Raw genomic sequence first — 16,247 nt, forward strand, 5'->3', positions numbered from 1 at the left:
CGTCCACGACGGGTGATGCGTCTTCCACGGGTGGTGCGTCCACGACGGGTGATGCGTCTTCCACGGGTGGTGCGTCCACGACGGGTGATGCGTCTTCCACGGGTGGTGCGTCCACGACGGGTGATGCGTCTTCGACCGGTGGTGCGTCCACGACGGGTGATGCGTCTTCGACCGGTGGTGCGTCCACGACGGGTGATGCGTCTTCGACTGGTGGTGCGTCCACGACGGGTGATGCGTCTTCGACCGGTGGTGCGTCCACCACCGGCGAGACCTCCTCCACGGGTTCCTCGTCCTCCACCGGTGAGGTGACGAGCGGCTCCAGCAGTACCGGATCCACGACCACCACCGGTGGCAGCTCGACCACCACCACCGGTGGCGGCTCGTCCGCCAACGGTGGCGCCGGCACCTGCACCGTCGACCTGGACGGCGCCGAGTGCGTGGACACCGGGGACGGCACGAAGACCGACCAGGCCGGCTCGCAGCCCGTGCAGCAGGGCGAGGCCAAGGAAGAACTCGCCGAGACCGGTGCGGCCGAGACCTCGTTCCTGGTCATCGGCGCCGCGACCATGATCGCTGGTGGCATCGGCTTCCGCATGCTGCCGCGTCTCGTCACCGGCGGTCGCACCGCCGCCTGACGCGGTCGCGCAGCGGTGTGACGACGGCAGCATGACGAAGGGCCGGGGGTTCGCTCCCGGCCCTTCGCGTGCTTCCGGCTCGTGCGGGCTTTGCGGGCCCTCCGGTCAGGCGGTCTGGACCGCGGCGAGCAGGGCGATCGCCGCGAGCAGGGCGACCGCGAGCGTCAGGAGCATCGCGGGAGTCAGTCCCTGGGGGGTCAGTCGCTCCCGGTTGGCGCGGCAGACGGGGCAGCGGCCCTCGGCGACCGGGGCTGCGCAGTTGGCGCACACCAGTCGGTCGTAGGTCATACGCTCTCCTCCTCCCGCACGGGGTACACACGGGACAACGTCCGATGGGATCCGGACGTTCCCCTACCACTGTGCCAGCTTCGCTGCGTTTCGGCGCGCCCGTCGGATCGTCCGCCCCCCGACCGGGAGGGCGAAAAGGATAAAGCACGCAAGCCGGGGCCGCGACTGCGCGGTGCATCCCGGGTCGCGTAAGGTCACGCACACCTACTCCCGGCCGACCGTGGTGCACCCGTGATCCGATTCGACAACGTCTCCAAGTCCTATCCGAAGCAGAGCCACCCCGCTCTCCGGGATGTCTCCCTGGAGATCGAGAAGGGGGAGTTCGTCTTCCTCGTCGGTTCCTCCGGCTCCGGAAAGTCGACCTTCCTGCGCCTGCTCCTCCGCGAGGAGCGCGCCAGCCAGGGCCAGGTGCACGTCCTCGGCAAGGACCTGGCCCGGCTCTCCAACTGGAAGGTGCCGCACATGCGGCGCCAGCTCGGCACCGTCTTCCAGGACTTCCGCCTGCTGCCCAACAAGACCGTCGCCCAGAACGTGGCCTTCGCCCAGGAGGTCATCGGCAAGCCGCGCGGCGACATCCGCAAGGCCGTGCCGCGGGTGCTCGAACTGGTCGGTCTGGGAGGCAAGGAGGACCGGATGCCGGGCGAGCTCTCCGGTGGTGAGCAGCAGCGCGTCGCCATCGCCCGCGCGTTCGTCAACCAGCCGATGCTGCTGATCGCCGACGAGCCCACCGGCAACCTCGACCCGCAGACCTCCGTCGGCATCATGAAGCTGCTCGACCGCATCAACAGGACGGGGACCACCGTCGTCATGGCGACCCACGACCAGAACATCGTCGACCAGATGCGCAAGCGCGTCATCGAGCTCGAAAAGGGCCGCCTCGTCCGCGACCAGGCACGCGGCGTCTACGGATACCAGCACTGAGCCTGTAGCTAGTAGGAGAAAGCAGACCCATGCGCGCTCAGTTCGTGCTCTCCGAGATCGGCGTCGGTCTCCGGCGCAATCTCACGATGACCTTCGCGGTGATCGTTTCCGTGGCCCTCTCGCTCGCCCTGTTCGGCGGTGCGCTGCTCATGCGCGAGCAGGTCAGCACGATGAAGGACTACTGGTACGACAAGGTCAACGTCTCCATCTTCCTCTGCAACAAGACCGACGCGGCCACCGCGGCCAAGTGCGCCAAGGGCGCGGTCACCGGTCAGCAGAAGGAGCAGATCGAGGCCGATCTGAAGAAGATGGACATCGTCGAGTCGGTGCACTACGAGTCGGCCGACGAGGCGTTCAAGCACTACAAGGAGCAGTACAGCGACACCGCCATCGCCTCCATCATCACGCCGGACCAGATGCAGGAGTCGTTCCGGGTCAAGCTGAAGGACCCGGAGAAGTACAAGGTGGTCGCGACGGCCTTCGCCGGCCGTGACGGCGTCGAATCGGTGCAGGACCAGCGGAACATCCTGCAGAACCTCTTCGACCTGATGAACGGCATGAACATCGCGGCCCTCGGTGTCATGGGCCTGATGCTGATCATCGCGCTGATGCTGATCGTCAACACCGTCCGGGTCTCGGCCTTCAGCCGACGGCGCGAGACCGGCATCATGCGGCTGGTCGGGGCGTCCAGCTTCTACATCCAGATGCCGTTCATCATGGAGGCGGCCTTCGCCGGACTCCTCGGCGGTGCCGTCGCCTGTGTGCTGCTGCTCGTGGGCCGGTACTTCCTGATCGACCACGGCATCGCGCTCGCCGAGAAGATGCAGCTGGTCAACTTCATCGGCTGGGACGCGGTCTTCGCCAAGTTGCCGTTGGTGATCGCCATCGGGCTGCTCATGCCCGCCCTGGCCGCCTTCATCGCCCTGCGCAAGTACCTGAAGGTGTGAGAAGGCACCCCTGTTCGTGGATGGCGTCGTGCGCTCAAAGCCCGTGCGGCGCCATCGCCTTGTCCTAGAGTGGGCGCCATGCCGGCCGGGCTCGACCTCTTCTCCTTCCGGCCCCGCGGAACGGTCCGCGGGGCCGTTCTCACGTTGGTGTTCACGGGGGTGCTCGCCACCGCCGCGGCCACCGGCTCGCTGCCCCGGCAGGAGTCCGCGGAAGCCGCGCAGCGGCCCGTCCCCTCTCCTGCGCCGTCCGATGCCACCGTCGACAGCGCCGCGCTCAGCCGGGCCGCCGCCGCGGCCATGGCCGACGGCAAGTCGGGCAAGAAGGCGGCGGAGGAGTTCGTCAGTCGCAGCGGTGACCGCTGGGGCGCGGTGTACGACAAGAAGGAGTACGCCGAGTTCGAGCAGGCCCTGGACGGTTCCTACACCGGAGTGGGGCTCTCTGCCGGCCGGTCCGGAACGGGCGGGGTCCGGGTGACCCGGGTGCACGCCGGTGGTCCCGCCGACCGGGCCGGGATCCGGACCGGCGACGCGCTCGTCGCCGTCGACGGGCACCCGGTCGACGGCCTCTCCGTCTCCGAGGTCGTCTCCTCGCTGCGCGGTGACGGCGTCCCCGGCTCGACCGTCGTCCTCCGGGTCGCGCGGGGGCGCGCCGCCTGGACGCAGACCCTGCGCAGGGCCCGGCTGACGATGGACCCGGTCACCGTCCGCCGCCTCGACGACGGGGCCGTGCTGATCCGGGTCGCCGCCTTCACCAAGGGGGCGGGCGCGCGGGTGCGCGAAGCGGTGCGGGCCGCCCCGGCCGGCGCCGGGGTCCTGCTGGACCTGCGGGGCAACTCGGGCGGCCTGGTCGAGGAGGCCGCCGTCGCCGCCTCCGCCTTCCTCGACGGCGGGCTGGTCGCCACCTACGACGTGCGGGGCGAGGAGCGGGCCGTGTACGCGGAGGGCGGTGGCGACACCGGCAGGCCGTTGGTGGCGCTGGTCGACGGGGGAACCATGAGCGCGGCCGAATTGCTCACCGGTGCACTCCAGGACCGGGGGCGGGCGGTCACGGTCGGCTCGCGGACCTTCGGCAAGGGCTCGGTGCAGATGCCGAGTGCGCTGCCGGACGGTTCCGTCGCCGAGCTGACCGTCGGCCACTACCGCACCCCCGCCGGGCACGCCGTCGACGGACGCGGCATCACCCCGGACCTGTTCGTCGGCGAGCGGGCCGAGGAGCGGGCCCGGACGGTATTGAGTGGCCTCGGAGGGGCCTCCTAGTGCGAAAATGACCGCACTATGGCAAAGGGACTCGTGAACGTGCAGGGAAAGCCTGCCAAGAAGAAGGCCCAGGACAAGGGGCCGGAGCGCAAGCTCATCGCACAGAACAAGAAGGCGCGCCACGACTACCACATCCTCGACACGTACGAGTGTGGTGTGGTGCTCATGGGCACCGAGGTGAAGTCGCTGAGGATGGGGCGGGCCTCGCTGGTCGACGGCTTCGTCCAGATCGACGGCCACGAGGCGTGGCTGCACAACATCCACGTGCCCGAGTACATGCAGGGCAGCTGGACCAACCACCACGCGAAGCGGAAGCGGAAGCTGCTCCTGCACCGGGCCGAGATCGACAAGCTGGAGCAGAAGTCCTCGGAGACGGGTCACACGATCGTGCCCCTCTCGCTGTACTTCCTGAACGGCCGGGTGAAGTGCGAGATCGCGCTCGCCCGGGGCAAGAAGGAGTACGACAAGCGCCAGACCCTGCGGGAGAAGCAGGACACGCGCGAGACCCAGCGGGCGATCGCGGCGGCGAAGCGGCGGCAGCGGGCGGCGTAGCCCGTTTCCGCCGCCGGGAATGTGCTGGCGACCGTGCGCGTCGGTCACGTACGATGGGTCGTGCACCCCACCGAGGGCGCACGTTTTGAAAAAACAACATGGGGATGATCGGTTTCGACAGCGGATGTCGAAGCAGGGGAAGCGTGTCGAGGAAGCGGCAATGATCTCGTTAACCACGCGCCGAAACCAATAATCGCCAACACCAAGCGCGATTCCTTCGCCCTCGCTGCCTAAGTAGCGACTTGCGAAGTGTCAGCCCGGGGCTGTTCCCGACCCGGATCCTGGCATCAGCTAGGGGACTAAACCTTGATCCCGGTCACGGGGTGAAGAGGGAAACCAAACAGTGACTGAGCCCGTTCCGGACTTGTCTGGGTGATCCGGAGGGCCGAGAAACTCGTACCAGACTGCACACGGAGAAGCCCTGGTTCCGCACCGTTGGACGCGGGTTCGATTCCCGCCATCTCCACTCATCCCATGTGGGCACGGGCCCGGTGGTCGCGCGAGCGAGCACCGGGCCTTTGTCATGCCCTCTTGTGGGCTTGGTCTGGACCTGACACCCTGCGGTCGCCGCCCCCCACACCACGGCATTCCCGGAGGTACGTATGCGTCACAGACCCCTCGCGGTCCTGCTCATGCTCCTCGCCCTCCTCGTTCCCGCCACCCTGCCGGCCGGTGCCGCCGCCCCCGCTCCCGTGCAGGTCTACGGCGCCTGGCACTGCGGGGACGACTACTGCACCTGGTCCACCGTCCGCGACGTCGCCGAGTTCGACGCCAAGAACCACTGGCTGGTCGACCGCGGTGACGGACGGCCCTCCGTCAACCTGGTCGTCCTCAGCTTCGTCGAGCCGCTCAAGCTGCTGCACCGCACCACCGACGCCGGCACCGCGAACGGCGTTCCCGTCGGCATGAACCGCGAGGTCGTCCAGTACTTCACCTCGCGGGGGATCCGCGTGATGCTCTCCATCGGCGGCATCACGTACACCGACGCCTGGGACGCGGCCCTCGCGGAGGACGCCACCCGGCTCGGTCTGAACGCCGCGGCCGTCGCCGCCGACCTCGGCGTCGGCATCGAGATCGACTACGAGCAGAACACCGCTCCGAACCTCACCGGGCTCCAGGCCTTCATCGACGCCTACCGTTCCGTCCACCCCTACGACGCCTCCGGCACGCGGCCGGCCGCACGGCTCACCATCGACACCGCCGCCGGCGACCGCTGGCTCATCGCCCTCAACCGCAAGGCCACCGCCGACTGGCTGCGCACCGACGACCCCGTGCTCGACTACGCCAACGCCATGGTGACCGCCCGTCCCACCTCCGCGAGCTCGCACATCGCGAACTGGCAGGAGCACATCGACGGCAAGTCCCAGTACGCGCCGCCGGTCGCTCCGCTCGCGCCCGCCAAGTTCACGGCCGGGCTGTACCTCGCGTACGGCCGCAACCCGCTGCCGGAGTGCACCGACTTCACGGACTCGCTCCAGAAGGAGACCGGCGACTGGGTGCGGAACGCGGCCCCCCACGGCGCCGGGACCACTCCGGGGCTGCTCGGCTACATGTTCTGGGCCGCCGAGAAGCCGTCCACCCGGGGTCTCGGCACCCAGGAGCCCAACGGCTGTGCGGGCGGTGCCGGAGCCGGTGCGACCGCCTTCGGGGTGCAGGTGCCCATGCCGTCGCTGCGGCAGGACTGATCACCCCTGTGCGCGGCGGCCCGCCCCGGTCGCCGCGCACAGGGCCAGGGCGGAGGCCGCGGCCGTCACCGGGAGCAGGAAGCCGAAGGAGGCGAAGGGGGCGTGGTCGGCCGCCCAGCCACCGCCCGCCGAGCCGGCCGCGATGCCCGCCAGGAGTGCGGTGACCGCCAGGGTCATGCCCTCGTTGAGCTGGGCTGCCGGGGTGAGCCGCTGGACCAGGCCCATGCCCGTCACCATCGTCGGCGCCGTCGCGGTGCCCGCCACCAGGAGCCCGACGGCCAGTGCGAGCAGGGAGCCGGTCGAGGCGGCGAACAACGGCACCGTCATCAGGACGGCCATCGCACCGAGGCAGGTGTGCAGCCGGGCGGCCCGGCGGGCGCGACCGTACAGCAGGCCGGCCGCACAGGATCCCGCGGCCTGGAGGGCGAGGATCGGTCCCGCGACGGGGCCGTCCACGTACGCCAGGGTCACCACCTCCATCGAGCCGAAGACCGCCCCGGTGGCGAGGAACACCGCGAGCAGCGGCGCCATCCCGGGGGCCCGCAGCGGGGATCCCGCAGAGGAGCGCGGGGCGACCGGGGGTTCGGTGGAGCGCTGGGCGGCGAAGAGCAGGATGCCGCCGAGGAAGAGGGCACCGGCGGCCAGCGTGCCGGCCTCCGGGAAGAGCGCCGAACAGAGGACGGCGGCGAGCACCGGGCCGAGCATGTAGCAGAGTTCGTCGGCCGCCTGCTCGAAGGAATTGGCGGTGTGCAGCAGGTCCGGGTCGTTCCGGAAGAGGTGCGCCCAGCGGGCCCGGGACATGCCGCCGGTGTTCGGGGTGGTGGCGGTGACGGCGGTGGTGACGAAGAGGGCCCAGACGGGAGCCCGCTCGTGGACGCAGAGCAGCAGGACCAGGTGGCCCAGGACCGCGTAGGCGGCGGCCGGGACCGCGATCCGGGCCTGGCCGTACCGGTCGACGAGCCGGGCGATCAGCGGGCTGGTGACCGAGCCGACCGCGAGGCCGGTGGCGGTGACCGCACCGGCCAGCGCGTAGGAGCCGTACGCCGCCGCGATCATGATCACTGCGCTGACGCCGAACATGCCCATGGGGAGCCGGGCGATCAGGTTCCCGACGGTGAAGGCGCGGGTGCCGGGGCGGGCGAAGAGGCGGAGGTAGGGATTGGTGGGGATCGGGCGGGGCAGCTCGCGGTAGCGGGGGGCGAGGGCCGGGCCCGCCGGGGTGAGGGTGAGGTCCGGTTGAGGAGGCACGATCCAAGGATCTTTTGGCATGCCCCTGCTGGTCCAACACCTGATCGGTGGCCATTCACGCACCCGTGTTGTTAAATCGCTTCGATGTCCGCCTCGCCCTCACCCCACGACCTCGACCCGCGCCTCCTGCGCGCCTTCACCGCCGTCGCCGAGGAACTCCACTTCACCCGCGCCGCCGCCCGCCTCTACGTCGCCCAACAGGCGCTCAGCCGCGACATCCGCCGCCTGGAGCGCGAACTGGGCACCGAGCTGTTCGTCCGGACCACCCGGCAGGTCTCCCTCACCCCCGACGGCGCCCGACTCCTCCCGTACGCACGCCGGGTGCTCACCGCCCACGACGCACTGCGCGAGGCCTTCCGTGCCGAGCCCCGCCCCCTCCTCGTCGACCTCAATTCCCCCGACCTCGCCCAGGAACAGGTCCTCCGCCGGGCCCGCGAACTCGCCCCCGACCAGGAGCTGATGATCCGCTACGAGAGCGGACTCACCGGCGCCGCGCAGAGCATCCTCGCCGGCCGGATCGACGTCTCCTTCGGCCGGTACGGGGGACTCGACGCCCGACTCCGGGCACAGCTCGACTCCCAGTTCGTCCGCTACGAACCGATGGCCGTCGTCCTCCCCGAGGACCACCCGCTCGCCCACCTGCCGGCCGTCCCGCTCGCCCGGCTCACCGGGGAGCAGATCTACGCCGGCGCCGGGAACGAACGCACGCCCGAGTGGACGGACCTCGCCGCCCGCCTCTTCGCCGGTCGCGGAATCGAGATCGCCCCGCCCGCGCCGCTCGCCGTCGGCCACGAGGAGTTCCGCCGCATCATGGCCAAGCACCGCCATCCGGTGCTCGCCGTCATCGACTTCCCGGCCATGCCCGACTGCGTGATCCGGCCACTCATCGACCCCGTCCCCCTCTCACCCGTGAGCCTGGTGTGGCGCAAGGGACTGCGCCACCCCGGCGTCGACGCCCTGCGCCGGGCCGCCACCGAGATCGGCACCCGGTCCGGCTGGCTGACCCGCCCGCCCGGCACCTGGCTGCCCGAGGGGGAACCGGGGCTACCGACACCCGGGGCGCTCACAGGACCCGCGCGCTCCGGGTGAGAGCAAGGTTCCGTCCCCGACACCTCACGGCATCGGCCTGAAACGAGCCCTTCCTAACGTCGGGCACATCAGGGATCCGACTCCGTGGAGGTGCGACATGAGTGGCCGCTGGATCGAACGCTGGGAACCGGAGGACGAGACCTTCTGGCGCGAGGAAGGGGAGCGGATCGCCAAGCGCAACCTCCTCTTCTCCGTCATCTCCGAGCACATCGGCTTCTCCGTCTGGAGCCTGTGGTCGGTCATGGTCCTCTTCATGGGGCCCCAGTACGGGGTCGACCCCGCCGGCAAGTTCTTCCTGATCGCCATCGCGACCTTCGTCGGATCGCTGATCCGGATCCCGTACGCCTTCGCCGTCGCCCGCTTCGGGGGTCGCAACTGGACGGTCTTCAGCGCCCTGTTGCTGCTGCTCCCGACCGGCTTCGCCTACGCGGTGATGGAGCCCGGCACCTCCTACGGCACCTTCCTCCTGGTGGCGGCGCTCACCGGCGTCGGCGGCGGCAACTTCGCCTCCTCCATGACCAACATCAACGCCTTCTTCCCGCTCCGCAAGAAGGGGTGGGCCCTCGGCCTCAACGCCGGCGGCGGCAACATCGGCGTCGCCGTCGTCCAGCTCGTCGGCCTCCTCGTCATCGGCACCGCCGGCGCCGTACACCCGAGGATCGTGCTCGGCATCTACCTCCCCCTCGTCGTCGTCGCCGGCGTCTGCGCCGCCCTCTTCATGGACAACCTCGCCCCCGTCAAGAACGACACCGGTGCCGCCAGGGAAGCCGTGCAGGCCCGCCACACCTGGATCATGTCCTTCCTCTACATCGGCACCTTCGGCTCCTTCATCGGCTACAGCTTCGCCTTCGGACTCGTCCTGCAGACCCAGTTCGGCCGCACACCGCTGCAGGCCGCCTCGCTCACCTTCATCGGCCCGCTCCTCGGCTCGCTCATCCGGCCCCTCGGCGGCTCCCTCGCCGACCGCTACGGCGGCGCCCGCATCACCCTGTGGACCTTCGCCGCCATGGCCGCCTCGACCGGAGTGGTCGTCTACGCCTCCGTGAGCGAGTCGCTGCCCGTCTTCCTCACCGGCTTCATCGGCCTCTTCGTCCTCACCGGACTCGGCAACGGCTCCACCTACAAGATGATCCCGGCCATCTTCCTCGCCCAGGGCCACCGCAAGGGCCTCGTCGGCGAGGCCGCCGAAGCCTACGGACGGCGGCTCTCCGGAGCCTCCATGGGCCTCATCGGCGCCATCGGCGGGCTCGGCGGGCTCGGCATCAACCTCGCCTTCCGGCAGTCCTTCCAGACCGCCGGCACCGGAACCGCGGCCTTCCTCGCCTTCCTCGCCTTCTACGCGGTCTGCATGCTCGTCACCTGGGCGGTATACCTTCGGAGCCCGGTCACCGCCCCCGACACCCCCCAGGCGCTCGCGGAGCCGGCGCCCCGGACCGGCTACGCGCAGGTGTGACGCCCGATGCCCGGCGCGGACCGTAACGACCAGGAAATACCGGCGAACCGAGACCGTCACGCGTCCCCGTCAGGCTCGGGCCCCATGGACGAGCAAGAACACGGCCCCCTCGCGGGCTTCACCGTCGGCGTCACCGCGGCACGCCGCGCCGACGAGCTGATCGCACTGCTGCGACGGCGCGGCGCGGCCGTCGTCCACGGCCCCGCCCTGCGGATCGTGCCCCTGGCCGACGACGCCGAACTCCTCGCCGCCACCAAGGAACTCGTCGCCCACGCCCCGGACGTCGTCGTCGCCACCACGGCGATCGGCTTCCGGGGCTGGGTCGAGGCGGCCGAGGGCTGGGGACACGGGGAAGAGCTCCTCGGCGTCCTCCGGGGCGTCGAGCTCCTCGCCCGCGGCCCCAAGGTCAAGGGAGCCGTACGGGCCGCCGGACTCACCGAGTCCTGGTCGCCCTCCTCCGAATCCATGGCCGAGGTCCTCGACCGGCTCCTCACCGAAGGCGTCGCCGGCAGACGGATCGCCCTCCAGCTCCACGGCGAACCGCTGCCGGGCTTCGTCGAGGCCCTCACCGCAGCCGGCGCCGAGGTCGTCGGGGTCCCCGTCTACCGCTGGATGCCGCCGGAGGACATCGGCCCGCTCGACCGGCTCCTCGACGCCACCCTCGCCCGCGGGCTCGACGCGGTCACCTTCACCAGTGCACCGGCCGCCGCCTCCCTCTTCTCCCGCGCGGAGCAGCGGGGGGTGCGGGACGAGCTCCTCGCCGCGCTCCGCCACGACGTGCTGGCGGTGTGCGTGGGGCCGGTGACGGCGCTGCCCCTCCAAGCGGAGGGCATCGACACCCACCAGCCCGAGCGGTTCCGGCTCGGGCCGCTCGTCCAGCTCCTCTGCACGGAACTGCCCGCCCGCGCCCGGGTCCTGCCCGTGGCCGGCCACCGCGTCGAGGTCCGCGGACACGCCGTCCTCGTCGACGGCGGGCTGCGCCCCGTCCCGCCCGCCGGCATGGCCCTCCTCGGACTCCTCGCCCGCCGTCCCGGCTGGGTCGTCTCCCGTGCCGACCTGCTCCGTGCGCTCCCCGGTGCGGGACGCGACGAACACGCCGTCGAGACGGCGATGGCCCGCCTGCGCAGCGCCCTCGGCGCGCCCAAGCTGATCCAGACCGTGGTGAAGCGGGGCTACCGCCTGGCGCTGGACCCCACCTCCGACCACAAGTACGACGGCTGACCCCCGGTCGCCGGGACGCCCTCCGGGACGCACCGCCCCGCACGGCAGCGCCCGGTACCGTACCGGGATGATCACCGAAAGCCCCCGGATCCGTCCCGCCGCACCCGGTGACGCCCCCGCGCTGGCCCGCGCCCTGATGCGGAACCGCACCCACATGAAGCCCTGGGAACCCCACCGGCCCGAGCGCTACTACACCGCGGAGGCCCAGGTCGAACGGCTCACCGACGGCGCTGCGCAGTGGATCGCCGTGGACGGGGACGAGGTCGTCGGAGCAGCCACCCTCTCCGGCATCGTCCTCGGGGCCTTCCGCAGCGCCTCCCTCGGGTACTGGGTGGACCGGGACCACACCGGCCGCGGCCTCGCCACCGCGCTCGTCGGGACGGTCTGCCGCGGCGCCCGGGAGGGACTGGGCCTGCACCGGATCCAGGCCGGGACCCTGCTCCACAACCACGCCTCCCAACGGGTCCTCGTCAAGAGCGGATTCACCCGGATCGGCACCGCGCCCCGCTACCTCCACATCGACGGCGACTGGCGCGACCACCACCTCTTCCAGCGGATCCTGCACGACGATCCGCCGCCCCACGGCTGATCACGCCTGACACGACGCCCCCTCGTGGCGTACGCTCGACGGCTGCCCAGTGCACATGAGAAGGGGGCCTCCGTGGCCGCGCAGGAAGCCGTCGACACGGTCATGGACCGTGAGATCGGTGTCGAACAGGAACATCTGGATCAGGTCTACCGCCGTCTCGAGGAGAAGATCCACGAGGCGGAGTTCCTGATGAACGACGCCGCCCAGCGGGGTCAGGTCGGCACGCCCGGCGCGCTCGCCGAACGCGACGCCCAGGTCTTCCGGGCCGGCATCCACCTCAACCGGCTCAACAACGAGTTCGAGGACTTCCTCTTCGGCCGGATCGACCTGCTGTACGGCAAGGACGGGAAGAAGGGGCCCGACGGCGCCTACACCTCCGTCGAGCCCGCCGAGGACGCCGTGCGCCCCGACAACACCGCCGAGATCGGCGAGACCCTCCACATCGGCCGGATCGGCGTCCTCGACGCCGACTACGCACCGCTCGTGATCGACTGGCGCGCGCCCGCCGCCGCCCCCTTCTACCGCTCCACCCCCGTCGACCCCGGCCGGGTGGTCCGGCGCCGGGTGATCCGCTCCAAGGGCCGCAAGGTCCTCGGGGTCGAGGACGACCTGATGCGTCCCGAGCTCCGCGCCACCCTCGACGGCCGCGAACTGCCCGTCATCGGCGACGGCGCCCTGATGGCCGCCCTCGGCCGGGCCCGCAGCCACAGCATGCGGGACATCGTCTCCTCCATCCAGGCGGAGCAGGACCTGGTCATCCGCGCGCCCGCGGCCTCCGTGGCCTACGTCGAGGGCGGTCCGGGGACCGGGAAGACGGCGGTCGCCCTGCACCGGGCCGCCTATCTGCTCTACCAGGACCGGCGGCGGTACGCGGGCGGCATCCTGATCGTCTCCCCGACCCCGCTCCTCGTCTCGTACACCGAGGGCGTCCTGCCCTCCCTCGGCGAGGAGGGGCAGGTCGCGATCCGTGCCCTCGGCTCGCTGGTCGACGGTGTCGAGGCCACCGCCTACGACGAGCCGGCCATCGCCCGGATCAAGGGCTCCTCCCGCATGCTCCACGTGCTCCGCAAGGCGGCCCGGGGCGCCCTGGAGACCCCCGCCCCCAAGTCCCAGCCCGAGTTGGGCGAGGACACCGGGGCCGCCCCCGCCGGCACCCCCACGCTGCTGCGCGTCGTCGCCTTCGGGCGCCGCCTGGAGCTGGAGGCGGACGAGCTCCGCCGGATCCGCCACAACGTCCTCGGCGGCACCGCCCCCGTCAACCTGCTCCGGCCGCGGGCCCGTCGACTGCTCCTCGACGCCCTGTACGCCAAGTCCGGTGCCGTGGGCCGGCACAGCGACCCCGAACTCGCCGCCGAGCTGCGCTCCTCCTTCGACGAGGACGTGTCCACGGAGGACTCCTTCCTGTCCTTCCTCGACGCCTGGTGGCCCGAGCTGACCCCCCGCCAGGTCCTCGACGCGATGGCCGACGAGCGGCGGCTCGGCCGCTGGGCCCGCCGGATCCTCACCCCCGGCGAGGTGCGGAAGCTCGCCCGCTCGCTGCGCCGCCGGGAGGCATCCGTCCACGACGTGGCCCTCCTGGACGAGCTGAGCACCCTGCTCGGCGCCCCGGCTCGGCCCCGCAAGAAGCGGGAGTACGACCCGCTGGACCAGCTCACGGGCCTGGAAGAGCTGATGCCGGTCCGGGAGGAGACCCAGCGGGAGCGGGCCGAGCGGCTCGCGGCGGAGCGCACCGAGTACGCCCACGTCATCGTGGACGAGGCCCAGGACCTGACGCCGATGCAGTGGCGGATGGTCGGCCGGCGCGGCCGGCACGCCACCTGGACGATCGTCGGGGACCCCGCGCAGTCCTCCTGGTCGGACCCGGACGAGGCCGCCGAGATCCGCGACGAGGCCCTCGGCAGCAGGCCGCGGCGCCGTTTCGAACTCACCGTCAACTACCGCAACCCTGCGGAGATCGCCGAGCTGGCCGCGAAGGTCCTGGCACTCGCCATGCCGGGCAAGGAGTCGCCGCGCGCCGTCCGCTCGACGGGCGTCCGGCCCCGCTTCGTGGCGGTGGCGGAGCAGGCGGATCTGGCCGGAACCGTACGTTTCGAGGCGGAGCGGCTCCTGGACGAGGTGGACGGCACGGTCGGCGTCGTCGTGGCCATGAACCGGCGCCGCGAGGCGGCCGACTGGCTCGCCGGCCTCGGCGACCGGGTGGTGGCGCTCGGTTCCCTGGAGGCGAAGGGCCTGGAGTACGACGCCACGGTGGTCGTCTCGCCCGCGGAGATCGCCGATGAGTCCCCGGCCGGACTGCGGGTCCTCTACGTGGCCCTGACCCGCTCCACACAGGCCCTGACGGTGCTCTCCGGCGACCGGGACGTGCCGGACGAGGCAGGCGTCCCCGACCTGCTGCGGGACTGATCCAGGGGCAGGTCGGAGGCTGATTTCCGGTCAACCTGTGGCGCTGGAATCGCCGGACGGGGTGGTTTGTTAGCCTTGTCGTGGCACCGGCTCGATCCAAGCCCCCGGGCCCAACCTTCGTCCCTCAGAGGGACCACTTGCCGCGAGGCGAGCATGGCGGGTCGGTGCCACTTAGACGTACGCACGAAGTTGAGGCCCCTGTCACCTCAGGTGACGGGGGCCTCTTCTGTTTCCCTCGAACTTCTCGTATGGTGGAAACTACTTTCCGAAAACAAAAAGACCGCATTACCTGCTACCGGCAGGTAGGTGCGACCATCGGAGGGCGCCGCCAGGCAACCAGCCGGGGCGGCGTAGCAACGAAGCTCAGGGAAAGCAGAGGAACTCGGCCATGGCAACGGCGCCCAGCGTCTCGTACTCGATGACGGTCCGGCTGGAGGTTCCCGCGAGCGGGACCGCGGTCTCCCAGCTCACCACCGCGGTGGAGTCCCACGGCGGATCCGTCACCGGCCTCGACGTGACCGCCTCCGGCCACGAGAAGCTCCGCATCGACGTCACCATCGCCGCCACCTCGACCGCGCACGCCGACGAGATCGTCGAGCAGCTCCGCGCCATCGAGGGCGTCACCCTCGGGAAGGTTTCCGACCGCACGTTCCTGATGCACCTCGGCGGCAAGATCGAGATGGCGTCGAAGCATCCCATCCGCAACCGTGACGACCTCTCCATGATCTACACCCCGGGCGTCGCCCGGGTGTGCATGGCGATCGCCGAGAACCCCGAGGACGCCCGCCGCCTCACCATCAAGCGCAACTCCGTCGCGGTCGTCACCGACGGCTCCGCCGTCCTCGGCCTCGGCAACATCGGCCCCAAGGCCGCCCTGCCCGTCATGGAGGGCAAGGCGGCCCTCTTCAAGCGCTTCGCCGGCATCGACGCCTGGCCGATCTGCCTCGACACCCAGGACACCGACGAGATCGTCGCGATCGTCAAGGCGATCGCCCCCGGCTTCGCGGGGATCAACCTGGAGGACATCTCGGCGCCCCGCTGCTTCGAGATCGAGGCCCGACTGCGCGAGGCCCTCGACATCCCCGTCTTCCACGACGACCAGCACGGCACCGCCATCGTCGTCCTGGCGGCCCTCACCAACGCGCTGCGCGTGGTCGGCAAGGGCATCGGCGACGTACGGGTCGTCATGTCCGGTGCCGGTGCCGCCGGTACGGCCATCCTGAAGCTGCTCCTCGCGGCGGGAGTGAAGCACGCGGTCGTCGCCGACATCCACGGCGTCGTGCACGCGGGCCGTGAGGACCTCGTGGAGGCCCCGGTCGATTCGCCGCTGCGCTGGATCGCCGACAACACCAACCCCGAGGGCGTCACCGGCACCCTCAAGCAGGCCGTCGTCGGTGCGGACGTCTTCATCGGGGTCTCGGCCCCGAACCTGCTCGGCGCCGAGGACGTCGCCGCCATGGCGGAGGGAGCCATCGTGTTCGCGCTCGCGAACCCCGACCCGGAGGTCGACCCGGCCGCCGCCCGGCAGACCGCGGCCGTCGTCGCCACCGGCCGCTCGGACTTCCCGAACCAGATCAACAACGTGCTGGTCTTCCCGGGCGTCTTCCGCGGCCTGCTCGACGCCCAGTCCCGCACCGTCAACACGGAGATGATGCTGGCGGCGGCCTCGGCCCTGGCGGACGTCGTCACCGAGGGCGAGCTGAACCCGAACTACATCATCCCGTCGGTCTTCAACGACAAGGTCGCCGGAGCGGTCGCCGGCGCCGTCCGCAACGCGGCGAAGGCCGCGGGCGCGGGTGTGGTCCCCGAGGGCCGCTGACGGCGCGTCGTGATTCGCGGAGCCGTAAACCCGCCTTTAGGGTTGCTTTTCGACTCCGCCCGGTTTTGGTGGAGTCGACAGAACGTCACCACCGCGGGGCGCTGGCGCTTTTCGTGTGACCCGCGGGGGTGCCGGATTGG

14 protein-coding genes, 1 other RNA gene and 1 pseudogene are annotated in these 16,247 nt (G+C 71.0%); 13 read left to right on the forward strand and 3 right to left on the reverse strand.

Annotation, left to right across the window (positions count from 1 at the left end):
* Positions 1-280: pseudogene (locus tag ACFW2Y_RS01920) on the reverse strand (sigma-70 family RNA polymerase sigma factor); the annotation flags it as partial.
* A gap of 25 nt (positions 281-305) precedes the next feature.
* On the opposite strand from ACFW2Y_RS01920, the gene ACFW2Y_RS01925 reads away from it, so the two are divergent.
* Positions 306-635, forward strand: a complete 330-nt coding sequence (locus ACFW2Y_RS01925; RefSeq protein ID WP_384872061.1) for an LPXTG cell wall anchor domain-containing protein — start codon at positions 306-308, stop codon at positions 633-635.
* A gap of 105 nt (positions 636-740) precedes the next feature.
* Here ACFW2Y_RS01925 and ACFW2Y_RS01930 read toward each other — a convergent pair whose 3' ends face one another.
* Entirely contained in the window at positions 741-923 is a 183-nt protein-coding gene (locus ACFW2Y_RS01930; RefSeq protein ID WP_384872063.1) for a hypothetical protein, read from the reverse strand.
* A 231-nt stretch (positions 924-1,154) separates the two neighbouring features.
* On the opposite strand from ACFW2Y_RS01930, the gene ftsE reads away from it, so the two are divergent.
* The 6 genes from ftsE to ACFW2Y_RS01960 all read left to right on the forward strand — a co-directional run bounded on the left by ftsE (position 1,155) and on the right by ACFW2Y_RS01960 (position 6,285).
* Positions 1,155-1,844 (forward strand): cell division ATP-binding protein FtsE, encoded by a 690-nt coding sequence (gene ftsE, locus ACFW2Y_RS01935; RefSeq protein ID WP_384872066.1) that lies wholly within the window; start codon positions 1,155-1,157, stop codon positions 1,842-1,844.
* 29 nt (positions 1,845-1,873) lie between these two features.
* Positions 1,874-2,791 carry a permease-like cell division protein FtsX gene (gene ftsX, locus ACFW2Y_RS01940; RefSeq protein WP_384872069.1) on the forward strand — a complete coding sequence of 306 codons (918 nt, stop codon included), beginning with the start codon at positions 1,874-1,876 and terminating at the stop codon, positions 2,789-2,791.
* Positions 2,792-2,869: 78 nt separating this feature from the next.
* A complete protein-coding gene (locus tag ACFW2Y_RS01945) occupies positions 2,870-4,048 on the forward strand; it encodes a S41 family peptidase (RefSeq protein WP_384872072.1) in 1,179 nt (392 codons plus the stop codon).
* Between the two features lie 18 nt (positions 4,049-4,066).
* Positions 4,067-4,600: an SsrA-binding protein SmpB gene (smpB, locus tag ACFW2Y_RS01950; protein ID WP_384872075.1), complete on the forward strand. Its 534-nt coding sequence runs from the start codon at positions 4,067-4,069 to the stop codon at positions 4,598-4,600.
* Between the two features lie 100 nt (positions 4,601-4,700).
* Positions 4,701-5,069: a transfer-messenger RNA gene (gene ssrA, locus ACFW2Y_RS01955) on the forward strand.
* 133 nt (positions 5,070-5,202) lie between these two features.
* Positions 5,203-6,285, forward strand: a complete 1,083-nt coding sequence (locus ACFW2Y_RS01960) for a hypothetical protein (protein ID WP_384872078.1) — start codon at positions 5,203-5,205, stop codon at positions 6,283-6,285.
* On the opposite strand, the gene ACFW2Y_RS01965 is transcribed toward ACFW2Y_RS01960, so the two are convergent.
* Entirely contained in the window at positions 6,286-7,554 is a 1,269-nt protein-coding gene (locus ACFW2Y_RS01965) for an MFS transporter (protein WP_384872081.1), read from the reverse strand.
* Positions 7,555-7,617: 63 nt separating this feature from the next.
* On the opposite strand from ACFW2Y_RS01965, the gene ACFW2Y_RS01970 reads away from it, so the two are divergent.
* The 6 genes from ACFW2Y_RS01970 (at position 7,618) to ACFW2Y_RS01995 (ending at position 16,107) form a co-directional block, all read left to right on the forward strand.
* Positions 7,618-8,622 (forward strand): LysR family transcriptional regulator, encoded by a 1,005-nt coding sequence (locus ACFW2Y_RS01970; protein ID WP_384872085.1) that lies wholly within the window; start codon positions 7,618-7,620, stop codon positions 8,620-8,622.
* Between the two features lie 97 nt (positions 8,623-8,719).
* On the forward strand, positions 8,720-10,075 hold the full coding sequence (locus tag ACFW2Y_RS01975; protein ID WP_384872088.1) for a nitrate/nitrite transporter: 1,356 nt from the start codon (positions 8,720-8,722) through the stop codon (positions 10,073-10,075).
* An 84-nt stretch (positions 10,076-10,159) separates the two neighbouring features.
* Positions 10,160-11,296 carry a uroporphyrinogen-III synthase gene (locus tag ACFW2Y_RS01980; RefSeq protein WP_384872091.1) on the forward strand — a complete coding sequence of 379 codons (1,137 nt, stop codon included), beginning with the start codon at positions 10,160-10,162 and terminating at the stop codon, positions 11,294-11,296.
* A gap of 67 nt (positions 11,297-11,363) precedes the next feature.
* Positions 11,364-11,885 carry a GNAT family N-acetyltransferase gene (locus ACFW2Y_RS01985; protein WP_384872094.1) on the forward strand — a complete coding sequence of 174 codons (522 nt, stop codon included), beginning with the start codon at positions 11,364-11,366 and terminating at the stop codon, positions 11,883-11,885.
* Between the two features lie 102 nt (positions 11,886-11,987).
* Positions 11,988-14,288 carry a HelD family protein gene (locus tag ACFW2Y_RS01990; protein ID WP_384872219.1) on the forward strand — a complete coding sequence of 767 codons (2,301 nt, stop codon included), beginning with the start codon at positions 11,988-11,990 and terminating at the stop codon, positions 14,286-14,288.
* A 388-nt stretch (positions 14,289-14,676) separates the two neighbouring features.
* Positions 14,677-16,107, forward strand: a complete 1,431-nt coding sequence (locus ACFW2Y_RS01995; protein ID WP_384872097.1) for an NAD-dependent malic enzyme — start codon at positions 14,677-14,679, stop codon at positions 16,105-16,107.
* Positions 16,108-16,247: the final 140 nt, after the last annotated feature.

It is taken from the genome of Streptomyces sp. NPDC058877, from assembly GCF_042742855.1.
GTDB lineage: Bacteria > Actinomycetota > Actinomycetes > Streptomycetales > Streptomycetaceae > Streptomyces.

Coding starts and splice junctions, on each gene's coding strand:
- ACFW2Y_RS01985 (WP_384872094.1), top strand. CDS start 11,364: ATGATCACCGAAAGCCCCCGGATCCGTCCCGCCGCACCCGGTGACGCC.
- ACFW2Y_RS01970 (WP_384872085.1), top strand. CDS start 7,618: ATGTCCGCCTCGCCCTCACCCCACGACCTCGACCCGCGCCTCCTGCGC.
- ACFW2Y_RS01975 (WP_384872088.1), top strand. CDS start 8,720: ATGAGTGGCCGCTGGATCGAACGCTGGGAACCGGAGGACGAGACCTTC.
- ACFW2Y_RS01990 (WP_384872219.1), top strand. CDS start 11,988: ATGGACCGTGAGATCGGTGTCGAACAGGAACATCTGGATCAGGTCTAC.
- ACFW2Y_RS01995 (WP_384872097.1), top strand. CDS start 14,677: ATGGCAACGGCGCCCAGCGTCTCGTACTCGATGACGGTCCGGCTGGAG.
- smpB (WP_384872075.1), top strand. CDS start 4,067: ATGGCAAAGGGACTCGTGAACGTGCAGGGAAAGCCTGCCAAGAAGAAG.
- ACFW2Y_RS01965 (WP_384872081.1), bottom strand. CDS start 7,554: ATGCCAAAAGATCCTTGGATCGTGCCTCCTCAACCGGACCTCACCCTC.
- ACFW2Y_RS01960 (WP_384872078.1), top strand. CDS start 5,203: ATGCGTCACAGACCCCTCGCGGTCCTGCTCATGCTCCTCGCCCTCCTC.
- ACFW2Y_RS01945 (WP_384872072.1), top strand. CDS start 2,870: ATGCCGGCCGGGCTCGACCTCTTCTCCTTCCGGCCCCGCGGAACGGTC.
- ACFW2Y_RS01980 (WP_384872091.1), top strand. CDS start 10,160: ATGGACGAGCAAGAACACGGCCCCCTCGCGGGCTTCACCGTCGGCGTC.
- ACFW2Y_RS01930 (WP_384872063.1), bottom strand. CDS start 923: ATGACCTACGACCGACTGGTGTGCGCCAACTGCGCAGCCCCGGTCGCC.
- ftsX (WP_384872069.1), top strand. CDS start 1,874: ATGCGCGCTCAGTTCGTGCTCTCCGAGATCGGCGTCGGTCTCCGGCGC.